General features: G+C 39.9%; 26 protein-coding genes. 21 read left to right on the top strand and 5 right to left on the bottom strand.

Translation table 11 applies throughout. The features are described from left to right. Nucleotides 1-165: 165 nt before the first annotated feature. Entirely contained in the window at nucleotides 166-861 is a 696-nt protein-coding gene (locus FS458_RS15985; protein WP_144702440.1) for a class I SAM-dependent methyltransferase, read from the bottom strand. 118 nt (nucleotides 862-979) lie between these two features. Between FS458_RS15985 and FS458_RS15980 the strand changes: the two genes are divergently transcribed. Both FS458_RS15980 and FS458_RS21120 read left to right on the top strand, forming a co-directional pair. Then, on the top strand, nucleotides 980-1,318 hold the full coding sequence (locus tag FS458_RS15980) for a hypothetical protein (RefSeq protein WP_260858705.1): 339 nt from the start codon (nucleotides 980-982) through the stop codon (nucleotides 1,316-1,318). Next, the gene (locus FS458_RS21120) at nucleotides 1,278-1,457 is read left to right on the top strand and encodes a hypothetical protein (RefSeq protein WP_260858704.1); all 180 of its coding nucleotides are present in this window, start codon (nucleotides 1,278-1,280) and stop codon (nucleotides 1,455-1,457) included. The genes FS458_RS15980 and FS458_RS21120 overlap by 41 nt, the downstream gene beginning before the upstream one ends. A 116-nt stretch (nucleotides 1,458-1,573) precedes the next feature. Here FS458_RS21120 and FS458_RS15975 read toward each other — a convergent pair whose 3' ends face one another. Then, complete coding sequence (locus tag FS458_RS15975; RefSeq protein WP_144702437.1) at nucleotides 1,574-2,215, bottom strand: class I SAM-dependent methyltransferase; 642 nt, start codon at nucleotides 2,213-2,215, stop codon at nucleotides 1,574-1,576. 267 nt (nucleotides 2,216-2,482) lie between these two features. Between FS458_RS15975 and FS458_RS15970 the strand changes: the two genes are divergently transcribed. Together FS458_RS15970 and FS458_RS15965 are read left to right on the top strand one after the other, a co-directional pair. Continuing rightward, a complete protein-coding gene (locus FS458_RS15970; protein WP_144702435.1) occupies nucleotides 2,483-4,051 on the top strand; it encodes an AbgT family transporter in 1,569 nt (522 codons plus the stop codon). Between the two features lie 22 nt (nucleotides 4,052-4,073). After that, the gene (locus FS458_RS15965) at nucleotides 4,074-5,270 is read left to right on the top strand and encodes a M20 family metallopeptidase (RefSeq protein ID WP_144702432.1); all 1,197 of its coding nucleotides are present in this window, start codon (nucleotides 4,074-4,076) and stop codon (nucleotides 5,268-5,270) included. 56 nt (nucleotides 5,271-5,326) lie between these two features. Here FS458_RS15965 and FS458_RS15960 read toward each other — a convergent pair whose 3' ends face one another. Then, nucleotides 5,327-5,611, bottom strand: coding sequence for a hypothetical protein (locus tag FS458_RS15960; RefSeq protein ID WP_144702429.1), 285 nt, complete (start codon nucleotides 5,609-5,611; stop codon nucleotides 5,327-5,329). Nucleotides 5,612-5,806: 195 nt separating this feature from the next. On the opposite strand from FS458_RS15960, the gene FS458_RS15955 reads away from it, so the two are divergent. Together FS458_RS15955 and FS458_RS15950 are read left to right on the top strand one after the other, a co-directional pair. Next, nucleotides 5,807-7,231 (top strand): FAD-binding oxidoreductase, encoded by a 1,425-nt coding sequence (locus FS458_RS15955; RefSeq protein ID WP_144702426.1) that lies wholly within the window; start codon nucleotides 5,807-5,809, stop codon nucleotides 7,229-7,231. Next, nucleotides 7,228-7,800: an MFS transporter gene (locus tag FS458_RS15950; protein ID WP_144702423.1), complete on the top strand. Its 573-nt coding sequence runs from the start codon at nucleotides 7,228-7,230 to the stop codon at nucleotides 7,798-7,800. Before FS458_RS15955 ends, FS458_RS15950 begins: the two co-directional genes overlap by 4 nt. Nucleotides 7,801-7,810: 10 nt before the next feature. Here the strand turns inward: FS458_RS15950 and FS458_RS20810 are convergent, their stop codons facing one another. Then, on the bottom strand, nucleotides 7,811-7,981 hold the full coding sequence (locus FS458_RS20810; RefSeq protein ID WP_186320584.1) for a hypothetical protein: 171 nt from the start codon (nucleotides 7,979-7,981) through the stop codon (nucleotides 7,811-7,813). Between the two features lie 61 nt (nucleotides 7,982-8,042). Next, the gene (locus FS458_RS15945) at nucleotides 8,043-8,279 is read right to left on the bottom strand and encodes a transporter suffix domain-containing protein (RefSeq protein ID WP_186320583.1); all 237 of its coding nucleotides are present in this window, start codon (nucleotides 8,277-8,279) and stop codon (nucleotides 8,043-8,045) included. Nucleotides 8,280-8,484: 205 nt separating this feature from the next. On the opposite strand from FS458_RS15945, the gene FS458_RS15940 reads away from it, so the two are divergent. From FS458_RS15940 to FS458_RS15870, 15 genes are all read left to right on the top strand, one after another. Further along, entirely contained in the window at nucleotides 8,485-8,991 is a 507-nt protein-coding gene (locus FS458_RS15940; RefSeq protein ID WP_144702419.1) for an NUDIX hydrolase, read from the top strand. Between the two features lies 1 nt (nucleotide 8,992). Further along, the gene (locus tag FS458_RS15935; protein ID WP_144702417.1) at nucleotides 8,993-9,394 is read left to right on the top strand and encodes an HIT family protein; all 402 of its coding nucleotides are present in this window, start codon (nucleotides 8,993-8,995) and stop codon (nucleotides 9,392-9,394) included. A gap of 54 nt (nucleotides 9,395-9,448) precedes the next feature. Continuing rightward, a complete protein-coding gene (locus FS458_RS15930; RefSeq protein WP_144702415.1) occupies nucleotides 9,449-10,294 on the top strand; it encodes an aldo/keto reductase in 846 nt (281 codons plus the stop codon). A gap of 273 nt (nucleotides 10,295-10,567) precedes the next feature. Continuing rightward, nucleotides 10,568-11,230: a type 1 glutamine amidotransferase domain-containing protein gene (locus FS458_RS15925; protein ID WP_144702413.1), complete on the top strand. Its 663-nt coding sequence runs from the start codon at nucleotides 10,568-10,570 to the stop codon at nucleotides 11,228-11,230. Between the two features lie 316 nt (nucleotides 11,231-11,546). Further along, complete coding sequence (locus FS458_RS15920; RefSeq protein WP_144702411.1) at nucleotides 11,547-12,893, top strand: aspartate aminotransferase family protein; 1,347 nt, start codon at nucleotides 11,547-11,549, stop codon at nucleotides 12,891-12,893. Nucleotides 12,894-12,902: 9 nt separating this feature from the next. Beyond that, nucleotides 12,903-14,396 carry a pyridoxal phosphate-dependent decarboxylase family protein gene (locus tag FS458_RS15915; RefSeq protein ID WP_144702409.1) on the top strand — a complete coding sequence of 498 codons (1,494 nt, stop codon included), beginning with the start codon at nucleotides 12,903-12,905 and terminating at the stop codon, nucleotides 14,394-14,396. Beyond that, a complete protein-coding gene (locus tag FS458_RS15910; protein WP_144702407.1) occupies nucleotides 14,393-16,180 on the top strand; it encodes an IucA/IucC family protein in 1,788 nt (595 codons plus the stop codon). The genes FS458_RS15915 and FS458_RS15910 overlap by 4 nt, the downstream gene beginning before the upstream one ends. Beyond that, a complete protein-coding gene (locus FS458_RS15905; RefSeq protein ID WP_144702406.1) occupies nucleotides 16,164-16,760 on the top strand; it encodes a GNAT family N-acetyltransferase in 597 nt (198 codons plus the stop codon). The genes FS458_RS15910 and FS458_RS15905 overlap by 17 nt, the downstream gene beginning before the upstream one ends. Continuing rightward, the gene (locus FS458_RS15900) at nucleotides 16,723-18,072 is read left to right on the top strand and encodes a lysine N(6)-hydroxylase/L-ornithine N(5)-oxygenase family protein (protein ID WP_144702404.1); all 1,350 of its coding nucleotides are present in this window, start codon (nucleotides 16,723-16,725) and stop codon (nucleotides 18,070-18,072) included. Before FS458_RS15905 ends, FS458_RS15900 begins: the two co-directional genes overlap by 38 nt. Beyond that, nucleotides 18,048-19,247, top strand: coding sequence for an MFS transporter (locus FS458_RS15895; protein WP_144702402.1), 1,200 nt, complete (start codon nucleotides 18,048-18,050; stop codon nucleotides 19,245-19,247). Before FS458_RS15900 ends, FS458_RS15895 begins: the two co-directional genes overlap by 25 nt. Beyond that, nucleotides 19,231-21,036: an IucA/IucC family protein gene (locus tag FS458_RS15890; RefSeq protein WP_144702400.1), complete on the top strand. Its 1,806-nt coding sequence runs from the start codon at nucleotides 19,231-19,233 to the stop codon at nucleotides 21,034-21,036. The genes FS458_RS15895 and FS458_RS15890 overlap by 17 nt, the downstream gene beginning before the upstream one ends. 279 nt (nucleotides 21,037-21,315) lie before the next feature. Next, entirely contained in the window at nucleotides 21,316-21,714 is a 399-nt protein-coding gene (locus FS458_RS15885) for a DUF2500 domain-containing protein (protein WP_144702398.1), read from the top strand. A 17-nt stretch (nucleotides 21,715-21,731) separates the two neighbouring features. Then, complete coding sequence (locus tag FS458_RS15880) at nucleotides 21,732-22,544, top strand: GNAT family N-acetyltransferase (RefSeq protein ID WP_144702396.1); 813 nt, start codon at nucleotides 21,732-21,734, stop codon at nucleotides 22,542-22,544. Next, entirely contained in the window at nucleotides 22,525-22,830 is a 306-nt protein-coding gene (locus FS458_RS15875) for a DUF2087 domain-containing protein (RefSeq protein WP_144702394.1), read from the top strand. The genes FS458_RS15880 and FS458_RS15875 overlap by 20 nt, the downstream gene beginning before the upstream one ends. A 22-nt stretch (nucleotides 22,831-22,852) precedes the next feature. Next, nucleotides 22,853-23,863 carry a phosphotransferase gene (locus FS458_RS15870; RefSeq protein ID WP_144702392.1) on the top strand — a complete coding sequence of 337 codons (1,011 nt, stop codon included), beginning with the start codon at nucleotides 22,853-22,855 and terminating at the stop codon, nucleotides 23,861-23,863. Nucleotides 23,864-23,935 lie beyond the last annotated feature (72 nt).

Genomic DNA, 23,935 nt, shown 5'->3' with positions numbered 1-23,935 from the left:
TGTGTGTTTTGTCGAATAGCCTATAAATGATTTTGAAGGCTTATAAAATAGATTTGAAGGCCCATAAAGTAAAAATTAGGGCCTATAAACGGATCACAAGCAATCTTCACATACATCATAAGCCATATAAAAACACTTGGAGATATGACTCCAAGTGTTTGTTTTTTATTTTCGAAACAAACCTGCATTTAAAAATGGCAAGCCAAAAGTATCAGCAGGTTGTGTTATTTCTTCCATCTTCCTTAACTCAACCTCTTCAAAATCAGAGAAAACCTCCCGCATTTTCTCAAACGTATAACCTAATCCTCCTTGCATCGAGCGATCTTTGTACACTTCCATATCGGGAATATCGAGCCCCATGCCGACAGCATCAAAACATGTAATAGCGAAATGGCCGCCATCTTTTAAACAGTTGTTTAGAACGTTTAAATAACTTACACGGCGGTGAGGAGGTACATGATGAAAACAGCCAGAATCATAAATTAGATCATACTCCATGTGAGGTAGATTCATCTCAAAGATACTTCCTTGTATAAATTTCACATCGACGCCTTTCTCCTTAGCGCGTTCACGTGCCCATTCCAGTCCTTCGCTAGAGAGGTCAACAGCATCTACTTCAAACCCAAGCTGCGCTAAGAAGATCGCGTTTCGGCCAGGACCACACCCAAGTTCTAACACACGGCCAGGCTTTAGTAGACCACGTTCGATATATTTCACGAGATTTTCATCGGGTGCGTCCACAAAAAAAGGAACCTTCTTATTTCTGTCTTCATAAAAAGAGTTCCAGAACGCACCCTCATCACGTAAAAGAGAATCTAGCATGTTAAAAACATCTTCATTTTTCGTGATCAAATTTGTCAAATAATCATCCGCCTTTCTCATTTAAAACGAGCCCCAGACTGACTGAGAAGCATACCTCTATTTTACCAAAAAATAGGTTATAATGAGGTGGTGAAAGGAAAAAAAGAGAGGTGAAAAGATGAAAAAATCAAGAACGACAGAAGACATAACTCTCATGAAAGCTGGACCGGATGAAGTGAAAGGAATAGCAAGAGTATGCTCAGAAGGATGGCGTGCTACATATGGATATTTAGAAGATGAATCGTATGTAAACAGTGTTATTGAAGAGTATTATAACGAGAAAAGAATTGAAAACGAAGTGACTGAGTTCAGCGAGAATTGGCACGGATATTTTGTAGCAAAAGAAGATGGAGAAGTAGCAGGTGCAATCGGCGGGGGAACGATAGGTGAGAAACAGAGGGATTGGGTCAAAACTGTTGAACTATTACACAGACTATCAGAAGAATATAGGTATTAAAGAGCAATGGCTATCCGCACAAAAAGGTAACGAGAAGGCCATTCCTTTTTACGAAGCAAAAGGGTTTATCAAACAATCTGAAAAGATTAGTGAAGGAAGCGGTAAACATATGTCTATTCGTTATATTCGAGAAATTTAAGAGCCCCTCAAGCAGAGGAGCTTTTTTTTGAACCGATTTATGAGTTAGCACCTATTTTCCACCTTAAGCTTTAAACAACTTAATCAAGCAAATAATCTTTTAAAACAACGCTGTAATTAGTCTACGATCGCTTTTTTACGTAAAAGCAAGGATTGAAAGTTCATACCTATACCTCGTCCAGCTTCTGTAACAACGTGGAAATCTTGTACCTCGAATAGAGGAGCTACCACATCAAGTAAATCTGCATCGGTATAAAAGGAGAAGAATCGCTTTGGAATATATGAATCTTCTTGCCACACTCCCTCAGAATCTTTACCGCCATAAACGCCCATGTAGAATAAACCATCCTCTGATAATACGGTATGAATGTTTTGAAGAACAGCAGGTAGGCTTACCTTTGGAACGTGAAGAAGCGTATTCATCGCCCATACGGCATCAAAAGATTCAGCATCAAAAAGTATTTTGTAATAATCCATCACTTCTGCTTTTAAACCTTTTGCACGGCACGTTTCTACCATGTTAGGAGAGAGGTCGATACATGTCACATCCAAGTTATGTTGAGATAAGTATTTTCCGTGCTGACCTGATCCAGCTCCAAGATCAAAAACGGTATGTTGGTGTTTTTTTGGACTAGATGTAAGAGCCGCAATAAAGGCATTTAGTTCATCGGTTTTCCAACTCTGAATCACTGATTGATCACGTGAATCAGCTTGCTCGTTGTAGCTTGCTTTCAGACTTTCTTTTAATAAAAGATCCATGGTGTTCTCTCCCTTATCTTTATCTGAAAATGGGTTCTCTAAGCAAATAATGTATTTATTATAGCGAAAGAAAGGCAAGAGGTAAATTTAGAAATGCATGAATATTCTGCAAAAGTAAGCCCTTACATCACTCTAAGAGCACGTACACTCTATTAGCTAGTAAAAAAGTAGTGTTCTAAATGACCCCTTGAAACCGAATGATAGAGGCGGTAGAATGTGAAGAAATTTAAAATTTTTCTGAAAATTAATAACAGAGGGAGGATATCCATGTCACGTTCAGCCTTGAAAGCAGTACCTTCAGCAAATTCACCAGATCCAGGTAACAGCAAAAAGAATTTATTTCATAAAGTGTTGGACTGGGTAGAGAAGAACGGAAACAAACTACCGGATGTTCTTACTTTGTTTGTCATCATCACGGCCGTAATCTTGATAGGTTCATTCATAGCAGGAGTAGCAGGATGGAGTGCTGTGAATCCGGCCAATAATGAAAAAATCACAGCAGTCAATCTTCTGAACGAAGAAGGAATCATACGAATGCTGAGTGAACTTGTCAGTAACTTTGTGAACTTCCCGCCGCTCGGCCTCGTGCTCGTTGTTATGCTTGGAGTCGGTCTAGCTGAATCAACAGGATTGATCTCAGCATTTATGCGCAGAGTCGTACTCGCCTCACCGAAAGCACTCATCTTACCGATCATCATCTTCATTGGAATCGTAGGAAACGCAGCCGCTGATGCTGCTTTAATCGTACTTCCTCCTGTTGCAGCCATGGTATTTCTTACGCTTGGTCGTCATCCGATTGCTGGGCTTGCAGCAGCTTATGCAGCAGTTGCTGGCGGATTTAGTGCAAATATTATTATCAGTATGCTTGATGTGATGCTTGCTGGATTCACAGAATCTGCCGCTCACCTCCAAGATAAAACGTATACAGCAAACCCTGCGATGAATTACTACTTCATGCTTGCCTCAACCTTTGTACTGTTACCAGTAGCCGTTTGGGTAACAACGAAGATTGTAGAACCACGTCTCGGAGAATACCAAGTTCCTGATGATCTTGAAGTGAAGAAACAAGCTCTAACTTCAGAAGAGAGAAGAGGCTTAAAGTGGGCAACGATCTCACTATTCATCTACACAACTATCATTCTACTTGTGACCGTGCCAAAAGGCGCTATGCTTCGACATGCTAAAACAGGTGAGCTTATCGATTCTCCATTTATGGATTCCTTGGTTCCGATCATGCTTCTTTTCTTTTTCATTCCAGCAATGGCTTATGGATTTGGATCTAAGGTCTTAAAAAACGATAAAGACGTAGCTGAACACTTAACAAAAGCGATGAGCGGTATGGGGTACTATATTGTGCTTGCTTTTATTGCAGCCCAGATGATCGCTTATTTTAGTTGGAGTAACTTAGGTTCGATCATCGCGATAACAGGTGCTGATTTCTTAAAAGAATCAGGATTTACAGGACTTCCACTATTGATCGCATTCATTCTTTTTACAGCGCTAGTAAACTTACTCATCGCTAGTTCATCAGCAAAATGGGCTATTTTAGGACCGGTATTTGTTCCGATGTTCATGGCTTTAGATTATAGTCCTGCATTTACACAGATGGCCTATCGGATCGGTGATTCAATAACGAACACGATCACTCCGATGCTTGCCTATTTTGCTATTTTACTAACTTTTGCGAAAAAGTTTGATAAGAGTATGGGGATGGGGACTTTAATATCCTCCTTACTGCCTTACACGATCGCTTATACGATTTTTTGGTGTCTATTATTTACTGTATGGTACGTGCTAGGACTTCCGCTAGGACCTGGCGAATATATAAAAATGTAGATTATAAGAGGAGTGAACTGGAATGGAACAATTATTTAGCCGTCTGGCAAACTATCAAGATGAAATGGTGGAGATACGCAGACATCTTCACCAAAATCCAGAACTGTCATTTGAAGAAGTTGAAACACCAGCCTTTATTGCATCGTATCATGAGGCATTAGGTTTAGAGGTGCGAACTGGGGTAGGTGGTCGAGGTGTTGTTGCAAAGTTGAAAGGTGGAAAGCCTGGTAAAACAGTGGCACTTCGAGCAGATTTTGATGCACTTCCGATTCAGGAAGAAAATGATTCTCCATACAAATCGAAAGTACCTGGTGTTATGCATGCGTGCGGGCATGACGGTCACACAGCATCGCTACTCGTACTCGCAAAAGTTCTAACAGAGCTGAAGGAAGAAGTGGAAGGGACGATCGTATTTATCCATCAGCATGCCGAAGAACTTGCCCCTGGTGGAGCTATTGCAATGATCGAAGATGGGTGCCTTGATGGAGTGGACGTTATCTACGGAACACACCTTTGGGCAACGATGCCAACTGGGACAATCGGTTATCGAACAGGTCCTGTTATGGCTGCAGCCGATTCGTTCACGATAAAAGTTCAAGGAAAAGGTGGACACGGAGCACAGCCTCATAAAACAAAAGACAGCATTGTTATTGGAGCCCAGCTTGTTTCAAATCTTCAGCAAATCGTGAGCCGCAGAGTTAATCCACTTGATGCAGCTGTCGTATCTGTTGGTGCGTTTGAAGCGAAGAATGCGTTCAACGTTATCGCAGATACAGCAAAGCTAACAGGAACGGTTCGCACATTTAAGGAAGAAGTTCGTGTTGCCATCGAGCAAGAGATCGACCGCATTGCAAAAGGTACATGTCTTGCATCAGATGCTTCCTATGAATATGTATTCAAACGTGGATATCCAGCAGTTGTAAACCATAAAGATGACACAGAGTTTGTTGTTGATGTTGCAAGAAAAGTGCCAGGTGTTCTAGAACTTGAAGAAATCGAACCGCAGATGGGTGGAGAAGATTATTCCTACTACTTAGAGAGAGTGCCAGGCACGTTCTTTTTTACAGGAGCTCTTGATGATTCATGGGAAGAAGTATTTCCGCATCACCATCCGAAGTTCAAGATTAATGAAGATGCTTTATTAATTGCGGCCAGTCTTTTGGGAGCTGCAACACTTACTTATCTAAAACAAAATGTTTCCACAAAAGTTTTGAGTTGAAAATACGTTCATGAAAAAGCTCCCTTACACAAGGGAGCTTTTTTATATTCTAAAGGTTATTCCCAACAGCTGTCAGGAGCAGTTCCACCAGGAATTTCACCAGCATTTCCGCCGGAATCATTCCCGTTAGACTTCTTGGATTTCTTAGAAGACTTTTTAGACTTTACAGCAGGAGCTTTCTTAGACTTCTTGCGTTTTAGACCATCACCCAAAAGAGAGCGTAAAGCTTCAACAGTACCAGCCTCAGTACCGTTTTCAGCAGTCACTTCAGCTTCAGTCTCTGTGCCGTTCGCACCTAGAGAATTAAATGCTTCTAATAGTTCTTTTCTTTTTTTACCCAATCGTATCACCCCCACTATTACTATATGAAATGCTTCAAAGAGTGCTTGTACGAATCACCATTTTTATGATAGAGAGGCGTCTAAATTATTTTCTTAAAAAAATTTAAAAGACTGCTCTAAAAACATATTGTCATTCCTGATTGTTTCATTTTATAATAAAAGTGTAAAATTACACTTTTGAAAAGGGGTGATGTAATGAAAGGGAAATATTTATTAATTGGAATCTCATTATATGGGATCGCTTTTTATACGAGTACCTCTATCCATTCACTTCAACAGAAAACAGTTGTCATCGAAGATGTGGGAAAGCTTCTACCTACAAGGATGAAAGAAGTTAAGAGCACGCAATCTACTGAGGAGCTGCAGAATTGGGTGAGAAAAGAAAAGACGATCTCCATCGCTGGATTGCAACATAGTCAGGGTGGGCATACGGTCTATCCAAACGGAACGCTGCTTGATATGAAAAGTTATAACGAAATCCTGAATTTCAACCCAAAAGAAAAAACGATAACGGTTCAAAGTGGTGTGACATGGGCTGATATTCAGAAGAAGATTAATCCGTACGGTCTATCCATTCAAGTTATGCAGTCACAAAATATATTTACTGTTGGTGGCGCCCTTAGTGTCAACGTTCACGGGCGGGATATCAGATATGGTTCACTGATCGATACTGTGGATTCTTTTCGCTTGTTAAAACCAGATGGAGAGATCATTTCTGTGAGTCGTGATGAGAACAGTGAATATTTTTCATATGTAATAGGTGGTTACGGTCTTTTTGGAGTCATACTCGATGTCACATTGCAATTGGCTGAGGATGAACTGTATGAACAACGTATATCCACAATGGATTACAAAGCATACGAAGAGCATTTTAAGAGTAACGTTCAGAACGATGAGCAAGTTAAGATGCACCTTGCTCGCTTATCTGTAGCACCTAAGACCTTTTTAAAAGAAATGTATGTGACGGACTATGTATTAGCAGATGATCAAAAGAAGTTAACTAGATTCTCAACGTTAAATGAAGAAGAAAAAGTCGCACTTCCAAAGTTTATGTTAGGCATGTCTCGTTATAGTGATTGGGGGAAAGATGTATTTTGGGAGACGCAAAAGAAACACTTTCAAAATAGCAATGGCAGCTATCAATCAAGAAATAATGTAATGAGATCAGATAGTACGTTCATGGAATATGAAAACGCCAATCGAACAGAAGTGCTACAAGAATATTTTGTACCTGTTGATGAGTTTGCTTCTTATATTGACGATCTTAGAAAGGTGTTAGAAAAAGAGGATCTGAACCTGTTAAATATTACGATTCGGTACGTCGAGCATGATGAGGATGCCGTGTTGTCTTATGCGAAGGATGATATGTTTGCTCTTGTACTATTGATCAATCAAGGCCGTTCTCAAAAAGAGATAAGAAGAACCGAGAAGATCATTCAGAAGATGATTGACGTAACGCTAGATCACGATGGAAGCTATTACTTACCTTATTATTCATATCCGACAAAGAAACAACTAAAACAAGCATATCCCCGTATCGATGAGTTCTTTCAGAAAAAGCGGGAACTCGATCCCGATGAGCGGTTCAAAAATCTTTTCTATGAGGTGTATGCACAATGAATTATCGTACATTTGTAACAGCACAAAGCCTTTTAATGACAGCAAGCTCGATGGTCTTTCCCTTCTACCTGCTTCTTATTCGTAACATCGGTGACAGCTACTCGCAGTTCGGATTAGCTTACGGATTGTTTGCATTGACCGGCGCGCTTGTTCATCCTATCATTGGCAGGCTCTCTGATCGACTAGGTGACCGCACCTTCATTCTGGTGCATACATGGGGTATGGCTGGAATCATGCTGATTATACCGATCATTGAAACGGTTACTGCTCTTTATCTCGTCCAAATTGTAATGGGGATTTTAGGTGCGGTACAAAAAACTTCGGAAAAAACCGTCTTGGCTCGGCAGTCGAATGGCGTGCAAGCAGGGAAAAAGATCGGAAGCTATCACCTTTGGACAAGTGTATGGGGAGCGATCGCGGTCATGTTAACAGGGTATCTGATCGATTTTTTGACGATCGGAAGTTTATTCTATATCGCATCAATTCTATACTTGATCTCTAGCTTTCTCATCTTAAAGTCAGCAGCCGTTCCATTTAGGGTTCAACGAAAAAAGCCTGTACAGCTATAGCTGACGGGCTTTATGTGTACATTTGATAAAGAATCCAAGTGATGACCAAGCACTGGAGTGCAAGAACAACAATTCTTTTGGCAGAATGCTTCACACCTTTATTTAGTATTTTAGTAAACAATGTTTCAAACGTAATTACTATCAAGAATGTGTAAATAAAGCCTAGAAGCAGTTCTTCCATTTCTTCACCTACTTTAATGATTCTGCTATTTTCATTAGAACCTCATTGATCGTCAAATCTTTTAAGAGGGATCCTCGTCTTTTTTGCCTCTTCTCCAATACTTTTGAATGAAGTTTTTTACTATATCTTTTCCTGCTAATAGCGCACCGAGCCAGAAGAAAACTTCTCCACCGATAAATAATCCACTCACGATGGCTGTTTTAACGGCTGCACTAAATGATAAGAAAGGTATGACCGGTATTAGAATCCACAGAACGAACGAAAGTATAATAAAAGTTATTCCGATTTTCTTTTTCAATGCAATCTCCTCCGTAGCTAGTTAGACGTAATACGAAAGAATCGAGATAAAGTTCCCATATCAATATTCTACCAACTCACTAGAAATTATTTCCACTATTTATTTAAATATTAACTGGATGTGATTACCAGTGATCTCATAGTTGAAAATGTTTCCAAGTTTGGATAATGTTAAGGGGAAACTGGTGTAAAAGGGTGGGGTAATCTTGAAAAAAGAACTTGTATATCAGAGCAGAGATAAAGAGATTGAAGTGTTTGAGGATGAATTTGGAAGTATTACGCTAAAAGAGATTCCTTATGAAGCCGCCGTAATGGTTGCTCTAGAGAATGATTCTCTCATATTGATCAGCCAATATCGAGCTGCGGTAGATCAAGTTATCATTCAACTACCAGGTGGTGGAATGAACGAGAATGAAGATGCGATGGAGGCGGCAAAAAGGGAACTGCTTGAAGAAACGGGCATTGTGTGTGGAGAAACGGTTTTCTTAGGTAGTATCCAGCCTAGCGCGTGTTTGAGTAATACCGTTACCCATGTTTATTTTACAAACGATATTGTAGAATACAGATCTCAAATGCTAGAGAAAAAAGAAGCGACCATTCAAGCCTTTCACATTCCTGTAGATCGAGCGTTTCGTAACATTGAGCAAGGGCTTTGGAAAGATAGTGAACTTGCACACGGATTATTATTGGCCAGGCTGAAAGGATGGATCTAGGATGAGTTGTTTAGGATGTGAACTAGCGAATAAAGTTTTACCCATACATACGGTTTATGAAGATGAGTGGGTTACATGTTTTCTAGATATTGATCCTTTTAACGAAGGACACACGTTAATCGTTCCCAAAAGACATGTGAAGGAATTGACTGAGCTAACGAATGAAGAGATGAACGCTGTAATGGAAGCAGCTAAATACATATCGAAGAAGCTAGAGAACAGTTTTAATCCTGATGGAATTACGATCAACCAAAATGGGGGGAAGTTTAGTGATCTCACTCATTTTCATATGCATGTGATTCCGAGATATGAAAACGATGGATTCACATGGAGTGAATCTACGATATTAGATAATGCTCATGAACGTTTAGCAGAAACAGCAGATAAACTTCAAAGAGTATAATGTTTTTAACTTTCATAAAGATTGTGCCACAATGTGAACAAGGAGGGATTCATTATGCCAAGCAGTATTCATGATCGTGCAGTTCTACATAATGGTGTTCAAATGCCATGGGTCGGGCTAGGAGTCTACAAAGCTGAAGATGGTGATGAAGTCATCCAGTCCATAAAGTGGGCGCTCGATGCAGGTTATCGAAGCATTGATACGGCAAGTTTATATGACAATGAAACAGGTGTCGGTCAGGCGATCGCTGAATCAAACGTCCCAAGAGAAGAAATTTTTATTACAACTAAAGTTTGGAACACTGACCAAGGCTACGAAAAAACCTTAGCAGCCTTCGATGCCAGTCTAGAAAGACTAGGGTTAGATTATGTGGATCTATACCTGATCCACTGGCCAGTTCCAGGAAAGTATAAAGAAACTTGGAAAGCTCTAGAGAAAATTTATAATGAGGGAAGAGTTAAAGCGATCGGTGTAAGTAATTTCAAGCAGCATCATCTTGAAGATCTGATGAGAGAAGCAGAGATCAAGCCAATGGTGAACCAAGTGGAATACCACCCTCGCTTGTCCCAGGAAAAATTGTTGGCGTTCTGTAAAGAGCAGGGTATCCAACTAGAAGCATGGAGACCTCTTTTAAAAGGAGAGATCTTTGAGGAACCAACCTTGGTAGAGCTTGCTGATAAATACAATAAATCAGTTGCTCAAATTATTTTACGCTGGGATCTTCAAAACGGTGTGGTTACGATACCTAAATCGGTAACGCAGCATAGGATCGAAGAAAATATTGAACTCTTTGACTTTGAATTATCAAATGAGGATATGACGCGTATCTCTGCACTAAATCAAGACAAACGTAACGGGGCAGACCCTGATGATCCGGAGTTTTATAAACAGTTTGAATAAAATGAGTGAAAGTCTTCCTGTTGTTAGGAAGGCTTTTTTTGTGGATTGGTATTGATAGGCCATAAACAAACATTTATAAGCCTTCAAAATAATTTATAGTCCCTAATGATAAATTTATGGTCCTTCGAAAAAGTTTATAGGCCCAGAAAATCAGTTTATAGGCTTTTCGACAAAGCCACCGTTTAATTTTGATACCTTCATGATTTTATTGTGTTTTAAATCATTAGATTCGGGAAAAATGATAAACGTATTGTAATGAAAGGGAGTGTAACAATGACAAAACGAGTATTGATCGTCGTAACGAATCATCAAAACATTGGTAATAACAAGACAGGGCTCTGGTTAGAGGAGTTTGCGGTTCCTTTCAACGAGTTTCGTGACAAAGGATATGATATTACAGTAAAAAGTATTAAAGGTGGAGATGTTCCGCTAGATCCGAACAGCTTAGAAGGTGTAGATAAAGAAACATATAAAGAAGCACTGGCACAGCTGGAAGGTACTGCAGAACTTACTCCTGAAGATGCGACAAGTTATGATGCGATCTATCTACCAGGCGGTCATGGTACCGTTTTTGATTTTCCGAAGAGTGAAGCATTAAAAGAAGTAGTAAGTCAGATGGCACAAACTAACAAAGTGATTGGAAGTGTCTGTCATGGCCCTGCTGGACTTACAACGGCAACGCTTAAAGACGGTACACCAATTGTAAAAGGAAAAACAGTTACTGCATTTACCGATGAAGAGGAAGAAGAGATGCAGCTGACGAAAGAAGTTCCTTTCTTACTCGAAACAAAGCTTCGTGAACTAGGAGCGGAGTTTCAACGAGCAGGAAAATGGGAAGATTTCGCCGTAACAGATGGCACACTTGTTACAGGACAGAATCCTCAATCGAGTAGAAGTGTAGCTCTTCGTATGATTGATGTGTTGGATAAACAATAGAAAATATGTGAAGCGATCAGCCCTCGGCTGATCGCTTTTTTTGTTGAATAGGTGAAGTTATCAATAGGTGTCTCATTAAACTTAAAAAAATTAATAGCCATTATCAACGAATCTTCTCTAGTACAGAATAAAAACACGGTAGGATATAGGGTCTTTAGACCTACTTGTCAGTATCAGCGCTAAAAATTACTGGAAAGAAGTTAGGGATAATTTATCATTGACGATGATAATCATTATCAATTAAGGTTATACATGTAATCAATAATGAGAATCATTTTCACTAACGTGTTGGATAATCCACTAGGAGGAATAAAACATGAGCATGTTACAAATAGAAATGAACGAAAAATACTTAAAACAACAAGAAAAACGAGAATCAAATGCAAGGTCTTATCCACGCCGCATTCCCATTGCCATTGAAGAAGCAGAAGGAATCTATGTAAAAGATGCAGATGGGAAAACATACATCGATTGTTTGGCAGGAGCAGGAACACTTGCGCTTGGCCATAATCATCCGGTAGTCATAGAAGCAATTGAGAAGGTGCTTCATGACAAGCGCCCTTTACATACACTGGACTTAACTACGCCAGTAAAAGAGGAGTTTGTAAGTGAAGTGTTTGATAGTCTACCAGAAGAGTTTGCCAAACGCGCAAAGATTCAATTTTGCGGACCTACTGGTGGAGATGCGATCGAAGCAGCGATCAAGCTAGTAAAAACGGCAACAGGAAGAAGAAGCATTCTTTCTTTCCAAGGAGGCTATCACGGAGCTACACATGGAACGATGGCGCTCTCTGGTAACTTAGGACCGAAACAGAACGTACAAGGCTTGATGCCAGATGTACACTTTATGCCATATCCGTACGAATACCGCTGTCCGTTCGGGATCGGTGGAGAAGACACGTGGAAAATCAGTGCTAACTATATCGAGAATCTTTTATACGATCCAGAGAGCGGGATACTTCCTCCAGCTGCCATGATCTTAGAAGTCGTTCAAGGAGAAGGAGGATCTATCCCGGCACCAGTAGAGTGGCTGCGCGAAATCCGCCGCATAACGAAAGAGCGCAACATTCCTTTAATCATTGACGAAGTACAAACCGGAATCGGACGTACAGGCGAACTATTTGCATTTCAACATGCTGGAATCGTGCCGGATGTAGTCGTTCTGTCCAAAGCGATCGGAGGAAGCTTGCCATTATCTGTTGTGATCTATGATCGTGAACTGGATAAATGGGGACCCGGTGCTCATATCGGAACGTTCAGAGGAAACCAGATGGCGATGGCTGCTGGAACAGCGACACTGCGTCATATTAAACAAAACAACTTATCACAGCATGCTGCTGAACTTGGTGAGAAGCTAATGCTTGAACTTTCTATCCTGCAAAATGAGATTCCTGAGATCGGTGATGTGCGAGGACGAGGATTGATGGTAGGTGCAGAAATTGTGAATCCGCGAATTCCAACAGGATTAAAAGGAACCTATGCTGCAAATCCTCAACTCGCTAGCCGCATTCAACGTGAATGCTTTAATAGGGGCTTAATCCTAGAAGTAGGTGGAAGGCATGGAAGTGTTGTAAGGTTCTTGCCACCACTTATCATCACAGAGGAACAACTGGACGAAGTAATCGCAATATTCACAGATGCGGTTAGAGCCGCAATAAAATAGAGGTGCTAGATGAACACAACTGATTTTGATCGCTTTTTCCTTAACGATAGTGAAGTAGGAGTACAGAGTTTTCGACACATTATCCTTGAAACTCAGCACCTGTTAAGTGGTTTTTATAAGAATAATTCAGATGCTTTTAACGGTGTACAGCCTACTAAAATCGAGAAAGAAATAAACGAGCTAACACTCATTTCGGAAGATGGAGAGGAACCTGGAAAGGTTTTAAACGATGTTTTGGAAAAGGTTGTGAGAAACAGCATACATGTCTCTCATCCGACGAGTATGGGCCACCTTCATTGTCCACCTCTTATCTCAGCCATCGCAGCTGAATTGATCATCGGTACTCTCAATCAATCTATGGATTCGTGGGATCAAAGCTCAACGGCTACTTATTTAGAAGAGCGCTTGATCAAATGGGTAAGTAACAAGCTTGCCCTTCCTTCTTCAGCAGATGGGACATTTACGAGTGGTGGTACGCAATCGAACTATATGGGGCTGTTACTCGCTCGCGATTTCTTTTGTGATAAACGATGGAATTGGAATGTTAAAGCTCAAGGATTGCCAGCAGAGTCTCATAAACTCCGTATTCTATGTTCAGAGGATGCTCACTTTACCGTGAAGAAGTCAGCTTTTCAATTAGGGCTAGGAGAACAGGCAGTCGTAACGGTTGAAACGGATGAATGTAAAAAGATGAACACAGCTAAATTAGTAGAAGAGATCGAGCGCTTGAGAAGTGGGGGACTTATCCCGATGTGTATCGTTGCAACGGCGGGAACAACGGATTTTGGAAGTATCGATCCGATTCAAGATGTTGCTGCTATTGCTCAAAACCATGGATTGTGGCTTCATGTTGACGCAGCCTACGGTGGTGCGTTACTTCTGAGTAAAAAGCATTTTCATAAGTTAGCAGGAATTGAGCAAGCGGATTCCATTACGATAGACTTTCATAAGCAGTTTTATCAACCTATCAGCTGTGGTGCTTTCTTCGTAAGAGAAAAAACAAATTTTCACTATATCGCACATCATGCCGATTATTTGAATCCTGAGAACGATGAAGAAGATGGCCTTGTTCACCTAGTGAGCAAATCGGTTCAAACAACAAGGCGTTTTGACGCGTTGAAGCTTTTCATGTCATTACGTATCGTTGGAGAAAAGAACTTTGAAAACATGATTGATTATACGCTTCATCTTGCGAAACAGGCAGCGAGTGTAATGGATAAGAATCCTCAGATTGAAGTGTGTAATATCAATCCAGAGATCAATGCGATTGTATTCCGTTATTCCGACGCGGCAACTGGTTCATTAAATGAAGTGAATACGTATATTTACAAAAGAATTCTTCATTCAGGAACAGCACTAGTCGCAAAAACAAAAGTGAAGGGTGAAGTCTTCTTAAAATTTACGTTACTGAACCCACGAACAACAATCGTGGATATTGAAGATATCCTTCATACCATTTCTCAATTTGCTTTAGAGTACGAAAACAGGGGGATCACCCAATGACAAATCACAAACAACAAGCAGAAAATGCAAGCATACAGAGCTTCTTAAACTGTTATCTTCGAGAAACACAAGCATTTGAAGAAGTCTACGAAGCGGTAAATCATTTGAATTGGAGTGGGGTAACACCGAACAGATGGATAAAGATCGAGCTAAAAAAACAACGTTCGACGATCTATGCTGCTCTTAAGCATTGGTCTTTAACAGGCAGACATCTGTACCATTTTCCTATTCTTTATGAAAACAATGAAAACGTGATACCGCTCGATTATATTTCGCTTGTCTCTATTCTTTCAAAAGAATTGTTGCTAAAACAAGATCGTGAGGATGCAGAAGATGAATTGATGCTGCGGACAATACTCAGCAAAAAGAACATACAACGGTACTTAGAAGCACGTGAAGATGACTCCAAAAGTCTAGAGAGCAGTGAGTTTACATTCATTGAAGCAGAGCAGTCGCTTTTGTTTGGTCATCTGCTTCACCCGACTCCGAAAAGCAAGCAAGGAATGAGTGATGAAGATGAATCTCTTTATTCCCCAGAACTTAAGGGAATGTTTCAGCTCCATTTCTTTCAAGCGGACAAGTCCATCATCGATCAGGATACGGCAGATGAAGTGACGGCGGAAGAGATTACTAGAATGCTTCTGCAACGAGATGAGAAATTCACCAAACAGGTGGAATACGATGATGAATCTGTCTTCATACCGGTTCATCCTTTACAAGTTCAAGTTCTATTGAATGATTCATTTGTTCAAACTTTAATCAAAGATAACAAGTTAAGCTACATAGGTCCATTCGGTGAGCTATTCTCAGCAACATCTTCTATGCGTTCCGTATACAGTCCAAACTTCAAATATATGTTCAAATTCTCTGTACCTGTGAAGATTACGAATTCACTGCGGGTTAATCTTGAAAAAGAACTGCATAGAGGAGTAGAAGTTTCTCGACTTATGCAATCAAAAATCGGACAAGAGATGCAGGAGATCTATCCATCGTTTCAGATCATAAAAGATCCTGCATTCTTAAATATCCCAACAAATAAAGAGACTTCAGGGTTTGAAGTGGTGATTAGAGAGAATCCTTTTTACGATAATGATAAAAATGCGAGTTTAATAGCTGGCCTTTGTCAGGACCACGGTTTTGGAGGAAACTCTAGAATCGCTTCAATCATTCATGACATCGCTCAAAGGGAGAGCAGAACGACAGAAGAAGTCAGTAAAGATTGGTTTTTGCAATATTTAACAATTACTCTAGATCCGATGCTCTGGCTGTACGAAAGATACGGTGTTGCGCTTGAGGCCCATCAGCAGAACTCGATCGTTCAATTGGAGAATGGCTATCCGAAGCGTTTTTATTACCGTGATAATCAAGGCTATTATTACAGCGAATCAAAGGCTGATTTGTTAGTTAAACAGCTTCCAAGCCTTAACCGTAAGAGTGTAACGATCTGCAGTGACGAGGTCGCGATTGAACGCTTCCGTTATTATTTTTTCATGAATCACTTATTCGGTCTCATCAACGGTTTTGGAGCAGCAAATCTTATCGAGGAAGAAGACCTTATGGATATACTGCGTCATCGCTTGATGCACCATGATACGTTAACAGACGGAAAGTCAGGCTTAATCAGAAGCTTACTAGACGCGGAAGAACTTCCGTGCAAAGCAAACTTACTTACTCGTTTTCATGATATGGATGAGCTTGTTGGTTCTCTAGAAACCCAGTCTGTCTACACGAAGATCCGAAACCCATTACAAAAGGTGATGAAATCAGATGCAGCCAGAATTTAGTTTCTATGATCACACGGTCCAAAAGACATTATCGTATGTAAAAGTAGATTTGGAGCGGGATGTTTCACTTCTTCATAAGTGGCAGCAGCAACCGTATGTGATCCCATACTGGAAACTGGATATTTCGTTTGAAGCATACAGAAAGCATTTGAGAACGTTCCTGGCAGATCAGCACCAAACGCTATATTTGGGCTTAATAGATGGAGTTCCGATGAGCTATTGGGAAGCATACTGGGTAAAAGGAGATGTGGTGGAAAAGTGCTATGATCCACATCCTAAAGACCAGGGGATTCATCTTTTGATCGGAGAAGAATTCTTTCTTGGGAAAGGTTACGCACTTCCTTTATTACGTGCGATCGTACATTTTCAGTTTTTATCGAAAGGGACTGAAAAAGTAATCGCTGAACCTGATATTCGGAATGAAAAGATGATTCATGTATTTGAAAAGTGCGGCTTTGAAAAAGTAAAAGCGATTCAGTTGCCGGATAAGACGGGAATGCTCATGTTCTGCCATAGAGATACGTTCGAGAGGAGATGGAAAGATGTCTTTCAAACAATCACAACAAAAAGAGATCTATGACATCATCGGTGTCGGCATCGGTCCATTCAACCTAGGACTTGCGGCGATGCTAGATGAAACAGAAGGTAAAAAAGCACTCTTTTTTGAAAAGAAAACAGAGTTCAACTGGCATAGTGGCATGCTGATCGATGGCACAACACTTCAAGTACCATTCTTTGCGGATTTAGTAAGTATGGCAAATGTGAGAAGCAAATACACGTTTCTAAACTATTTGCAGAAACATAATAGATTGTACCACTTTTATTTCTTGGAGAACTTTCATATCCCAAGAAAAGAATACAACCACTATTGCCGTTGGGTAGCGAGTCAGATAGATTCTTGCAGCTTTGGTATGGGAGTGGAGCACATTCAACCGGTTGAAGATACGGATAGTTCTGTGTACGAAGTGATTGTAGCGTCTTTAGAAACTGGGGAAACAGAGACGTACTATACAAAGCATCTTGCTGTAGGCATCGGTACGATTCCTTCTGTACCTTCTCATATGGAGAAGAAACTTGGTGCAAGAGTCTTCCACTCTTCACAATACTTAGATCGAAAAGAAGAGATTCTTAATGCAAACTCAGTGACAGTCGTTGGTTCTGGTCAGAGTGCAGCAGAAGTGTTCTATGATCTGGCACAGCATCAGGATAATGACTCATATTCTTTAAACTGGTTTACACGATCCAAAGGATTTTTCCCGATGGAATATTCGAAGCTTGGACTTGAATATTTTTCACCTGATTATACAAATTTCTTTTACAATCTTCCTTCTTCGAAGAAGGATGAGCTTTTGAAAAAGCAAGACCTTCTCTACAAAGGGATCAGCATGGACACGATCGCTGATATTTACAATCTGCTTTATGAAAAATCAGTTGGACAACATAAGCCTGATATCCATCTGCAGGCGATGACCGAACTGGTTCATCTTGAAAGAAGTGAAGATACTCACTTGCTTACACTTCGTCAGAACGTAACTGGAGAAGTGTTTGAATTGAAATCTGATGTAATCGTGTTTGGGACAGGCTATGCTCCATCATTTCCGCATTTCTTAATGAAAATGCAGGACCAGATTCAGTGGGATTCTAAAAACCGCTATCAGATTACTAGCGATTATCGACTGGAGACAAAGGGACTTCAAAATAACCATATCTTTATTCAGAATGGCGAGCTTCATACTCACGGTGTAGGTGCTCCAGACCTTGGCCTTGGCGCACATAGAAACGCAGTTATTATCAATACGCTATTTGAGAAAGAAATGTACCCTGTTAGTACAAAAAATGTGTTTCAGAATTTTGGAACGGAACCTTCATGGAAGCCAGCAACCGTTCGTTAAACCTGTTTTTATTAAGCTGTGTCTTTCTATTCGTATGCACAGAAGTATTGCTATCACCTTTTTATCCTCAATTTTTTAATAAGGTGTATGGCATAGATGATCCAGACCTAACAGGGTTCTACATTATGACGTGCAGACTCGTCGTTGTGATCTTTACTCCCATCTGGGGATTGATCGCCCATAAAAGAAATAACAGCTCTACATTATTAATCATAGGACAATGGGGAACAGGGATCTCTTGCTTTCTGATGGCGATATCACCAAGCTTTGAAATGTTTGTAGCAGCGAGTGTACTTCTATTGATCTTTAAGAGCAGCTACTTTCTGTTGTATACCATTCTAATCTCTGAGAATCGAAATTCTACGACAGGAGCAGCAGCCAGTTATCATGCCGTATTGCAAGGTGCGATTGTCACAGCGACGATTTTGTCTGGATGGGTTATAGAAATGGATCATCCATTATTAATCTTTTGGATCGTTGGAATCGTTGAATGTTTAATGGCAGTCTTCAGCCTACGTTTCTTAAGAAAAGTAAGCAAAAACAGAATAGTAGAACTAGAACAAACAAATCATCGTAGCTTAGTAACTCCATTCTTGTTTTTTGGAATCATCGTTTTAACCCTTCATCTTGCAGTAAATATGATCCGGCCGTTTTTTACAACATACACGGAAATTGTGTACAGCACGAATACGATGATGAGCAGTTCGTTGTACTTGATTCCGAGTCTGATGGCAATCGTCACATTGCCGCTCACAAAAAAATACAGTGAACGCTTAGGATGGTACGGCTATGTTGGTGCGGCGAGCATGATCATTGTTGGTTTGTTTCTTCAAGGAATCGAAACGAGTATCATTGGACTCATCTTTTTCCGATGTATGTTCGGTATAGGGGCGGCCTGGTGTCTTGCGAAAATAGATGTATTTATCTTTAAGTGGAGTGGGAATATGCATGGAGACTATAGCAAGATCTCTGCGATTCAAAATGTAGGGTTGCTGCTAGCCCCAGTCGCGGCATCCTCCATCGTTAACACCCATTCAATTTCAGACGTATTTACTTATGCTAGTTTGTTCGTCGTTCTACACTTATTCATTTTCTTATGGGGAACATACTCGATAGAAAGAAACAAAGGAAAATTGCACATACATAAGGAGGAAGAAGATGCTTTATATAAATGAAACAGAGTCCATGTTAAAAAAAGATACATGGGAAAAAGTGAACAAAAATTTATTAGCGAAGATGCTTGCAGAATATATGTATGAAGAGATGATTTTTCCAGAGCAAGAAGATGAGGGATATGTTTTTACAGTGAATGAAGAACGCAAATATCATTTTGCTGCCCAAAAGCGTTTATTTGAAAGCTTCGATGTAGATCCAGAATCGATTCAGGTGTTAGAAAATGGTGAATGGAAATCTGCAACAGATGCGATTCGTTTCTTAATGGATATTCAGCCCATGATCGGCATGTCATCCGAAACAGCAGGTCACCTTATTAAAGAACTGAATCATACGCTTATTGCTGATGCAAACCTACTAAACAATCATAAAAAAACATCTGATGAATTGGTTGATCTTGATTATGCTGAATTAGAGGGAGAGATGTCAGGCCATCCATGGATCACGTATAACAAAGGTCGTATCGGTTTTGGTTTCGATGACTATAACAAATACGCTCCTGAGAATCAGAATGAAACAAAGCTGTTCTGGATTGCCGTTCATCGCGATCGTGCTCAGTTTCAATCTGTACAGGAACTTCATTATGAAAAACTTTTAATGAGAGAACTAGATGGTGTTCTTGTTCAGCGCTTTAATGAGATTTTAAGAGAGAAAGGCAAATTACCGCTAGATTATTATTTTATGCCGGTACATGAATGGCAGTGGAATAACGTATTGATTCAAAATTTCCCTCGGGATCTAGCGACAGGTATGATCGTTCCTTTAGAAGAAGGAACCGATCATTATTTGCCTCAACAATCTGTTCGAACGTTTGTAAATGTAACAAACCCTTTGAAGTCTCATGTCAAGCTTCCGATGAGTATTTTAAATACACTCGTGTATCGAGGACTTCCGTCAGAACGAACACTCATCGCACCACTTGTTACAGAGCACATCAAAGGAATATTTGAAGGAGACCATTTTTTACGTGACGAATGTGAAGTGGTCCTTCCAGGAGAGATAGCGAGTATTAATGTTGATCATCCTCACTATAGCGAGCTGAAGGGAGCACCATATCAATACCTAGAGATGCTAGGAACAATCTGGCGCGAAAGCATCTACACGTATTTAAAAGACGGTGAACAACCGATCACACTTGCTGCACTTCATCATGTTGATGAAAACGGAAAGCCTTATGTACAAAGTCTGATTGAAAAGTCTGGGTTAAGTGCTGACGATTGGATGAAGAAGTTCTTCGGTGTTGTGATGCCGCCGTTGCTTCATTTCCTTTATCAATATGGAACAGTCTTTTCGCCGCATGGTCAGAACACGATTTTAATTTTGAAAGACTATCAGCCTGAAAGACTAGCAGTAAAAGATTACGTAGATGACGTGAACATCTCGGATCAGCCTTTCAAAGAGTTAGAGGGTGTTACAGAAGAGCTGCGTGCTGTATTACGAAGTGAACCACCTGAAGGATTAACGCAATTTATTTTCACGGGACTCTTTATCTGTCATCTGCGTTATCTGTCAAATGTTATGGTACGTAACGATTTAATAGAAGAAAAAGCGTTCTGGTCACATTTGGTAGACAGTATTGAAGCGTACCAAGCGAGATTTTCACATCTAGAAGAGCGTTTCAAGCTGTTTGATTTCTTTAAGCCAGAGATTACAAAGCTATGTTTGAACCGAAATAGAATGGTAGATTACGGTTATGGAGATGGAGATGACCGACCACATGCCTCTGAGTTTGGAAAAGTAAGAAACGCTCTTTATGAAATTCGCAAAAACAAAGAGATGAGTATTCAATAATGAAAAAATGAGGACTTCCTTGGTGAAAAGGAAGTCCTTTTTGTGTGTTTGGGGTGGTGAGAGGCGATTTATCGGTGAAAAGAGACTTGGTTCAGGTGGTTATTACCATGTTACCGGTGGTCGCGCCGTTATTAAAGGTTGAAAGAGAGCATTTACCGTTGAACGTGTAACAGAAATAAAAAACACGTACCGTAAAAGAACGGCGTTAAATCTGAAACTTCTATTTTTTCGCTTTCGTATGTAATATTATGGTAAGTAGAGGGTGGGAGGGATGAAGTTATGGAGGGTTTTGAAGAACCAGGATTCGGCGCCAGCGGAGATCTGATGTTTGATATCGTTCCCATTTTTATCGGTGCTGTCTTTGTAATCGTTATTAGTATTTTTGTAATTGTCATCGTGAAAGGAATCAGTCAGTGGAACAGCAATAACAAGCAGCCTGTACTATCCGTCGCGGCCGAAGTGGTTACGAAAAGGAGTGAAGTAACCGGTGGTTCTAATGATACGTCTGCTTCCACATGGTATTATGTCACATTTGAAGTAGAGAGCGGGGACCGAATGGAGTTTCACGTTAAGGCACAAGAATACGGCACGTTAGTTGAAGGTGATAGAGGAACACTCACCTTTCAAGGCACACGTTATTTAGGTTTTGAACGAAATAGGCAATCCCAATCTCTATAAGTTGAGGATACAAACATATGAGAAAATTAAATCAAAGTGATCATGAGAACGTAATGAAACTTCTGAGCAAAAAGCCGGCAGAGAACCTGTTTACGTTGTGGGGAATAGAATCATATGGGTACGAAGGGGATATTCAGACGCTTTGGGGTCAGTTCGATTCCAAAGGTGATTTAATCGCTGTGTTGTGTAAATTCAAGAACAAATATACACCGTATTGGGAAACGGAATGTAATCTACAGAAGTTTGCAGACATCATCAATACAGATACAAATGAAAAAGAAGTGAATGGAATTGAACGCTTAACGAAAGAGATAGAACCGTACATTACCGACGGTTACGATAAACGCGAAAGTTATTATTATGCAAAATGTGATCCCAAGCAAGATCTAAACTCTTCAGATTCAGTCAGATGTATAAGCAAAGAAGAAATTCCGCAGCTCATCTCTTTTTATCAAGAAGTTCCTGAATTTAAGAGGGAGTATAATCCGGAATCTTTTATTGATCAGATGAATAATGGATGGTCTAGGATATTCGTCATTGGAGAACATGAAAAGTTCGTTTCATCAGCATCTACCGTTTGTGAGACATCTGTAGCCGCTATGGTATCAGGTGTCTGTACCCTACCCGCAAAAAAGGGAAAAGGATTGGCAAGCATCTGTATAGAACACTTGATGTATAACCTTTTTCAAGAAAATAAAACACTAACATTATTTTATGACAACCCAGAAGCTGGTCGTATCTATAAGAGGTTAGGCTTTAAAGACATCGAAAAATGGACAATCAATTTCTGTAAAGAAAGGAACAATCATAATGACAACCAGTGTAGATAGTTATCAAAAAAGTGTATTGAACGCATTTTTAACCAAAGACGGGCGCTTGAAGAATATCCCCTCTCAAAAGAAGAAAAAATTAGTGGTGTTAGAATATTTAGTTCAGCAATTGAACGACAATCAGTCCTATACGGAACGAGAGATCAATGAATTTATAAAGACGTATCATGAAGATTTTTGTACCATTCGCAGAGAATTTATAGTGAACGGATACATGGACCGAGATGCCGGAAATTACATAAAAAGAGATGAAACGCTTTGGACAAAATGGCAAGAACTCAAGTAACAGTTAGAAAGAAGTGAATTGATTGGAGACAGAGATATCGAATGAAAGTCTTTGGACTCATTTAAAAGAAGAGGTAGAGACTCGGTTTGGTTTTGAAGTGGATAAATGTACACCGATCTATCGAGGGTGGCTCAATCAAAAATGGAAGATAGAAACGAATCAAGGTGTTTTTCTAATAAAACAATACAATAAAGAGCGAATGAAAAGGTACGATCTTCAAACGATACAAACTGCTCTTCATGCACAGAATAGATTGTTCACACAAGGAATAGCTTGTCCTGAAATTTTGTCATATAAAGGTGATCTTTTACAGAAGTCAACAGAAGGTGAACGTTTTACTGTAATGCGCTTCATGGAAGGAAGCTTAGTCTCACCAGGTAATCTTTCGAGTAACCAGATGCGATCTCTTGGTGAGGAAGTTGGAAAGCTTCACACTTTATTAAATGATGGAACATTATCAGCAAAATCAGAAACGATATTCAAAATTCCTTCTATAGAAGAACGTGTGGAGTATTGGCAAGGTGAAATACATAAGTGTGATGAACAAGGATTAGATAGTATCCGTTCTATAATGGATCTACAAAAGAACGCGTCCTTAACGTTGGATATAGAACAGTTTAATAATCTCACTCCTGGCTGGTGTCATCGCGACCTTTGGGTGGATAACTTGCTCTTTTCCGAAGATCATTTTTCGGCGATTCTCGATTTTGATCGAATGAACTATGACTATTTAGAATTGGATATCGGGAGACTGATCATCTCAACGTGTCTGCAAAATAATATTCTAAATCGTAAAGCTGTCCAGGCATTTCTTAAAGGGTACAATAATACAAATGAATTATCAGTTGAAAGATTAGTGATATCTCTACGATTAGTTTGGTACATGGAAAGTACGTGGTGGATCGATATCAATCCTCATGAAGGAGAGCCTCCCAAAAGATTTCAACAAGAAATGGTTTGGCTAGCTCGTCATCAACAGCGATTAAAAGAACTGGAAAAAAGAAGAAGTAATAATCATGTTTTAACAAACTAGCTTAAGGGAAATTCCTCATTAACAGATCAGAGGAGTGGTTAAGTGGAGACGAAACAATTGTGTTTGCTGAAA

Source organism: Fictibacillus phosphorivorans (assembly GCF_007673525.1).
Lineage (GTDB): Bacteria > Bacillota > Bacilli > Bacillales > Fictibacillaceae > Fictibacillus > Fictibacillus phosphorivorans_C.
Note: the sequence above shows the minus strand (reverse complement) of the source record. Positions and strands in the feature narration are given on the sequence as shown.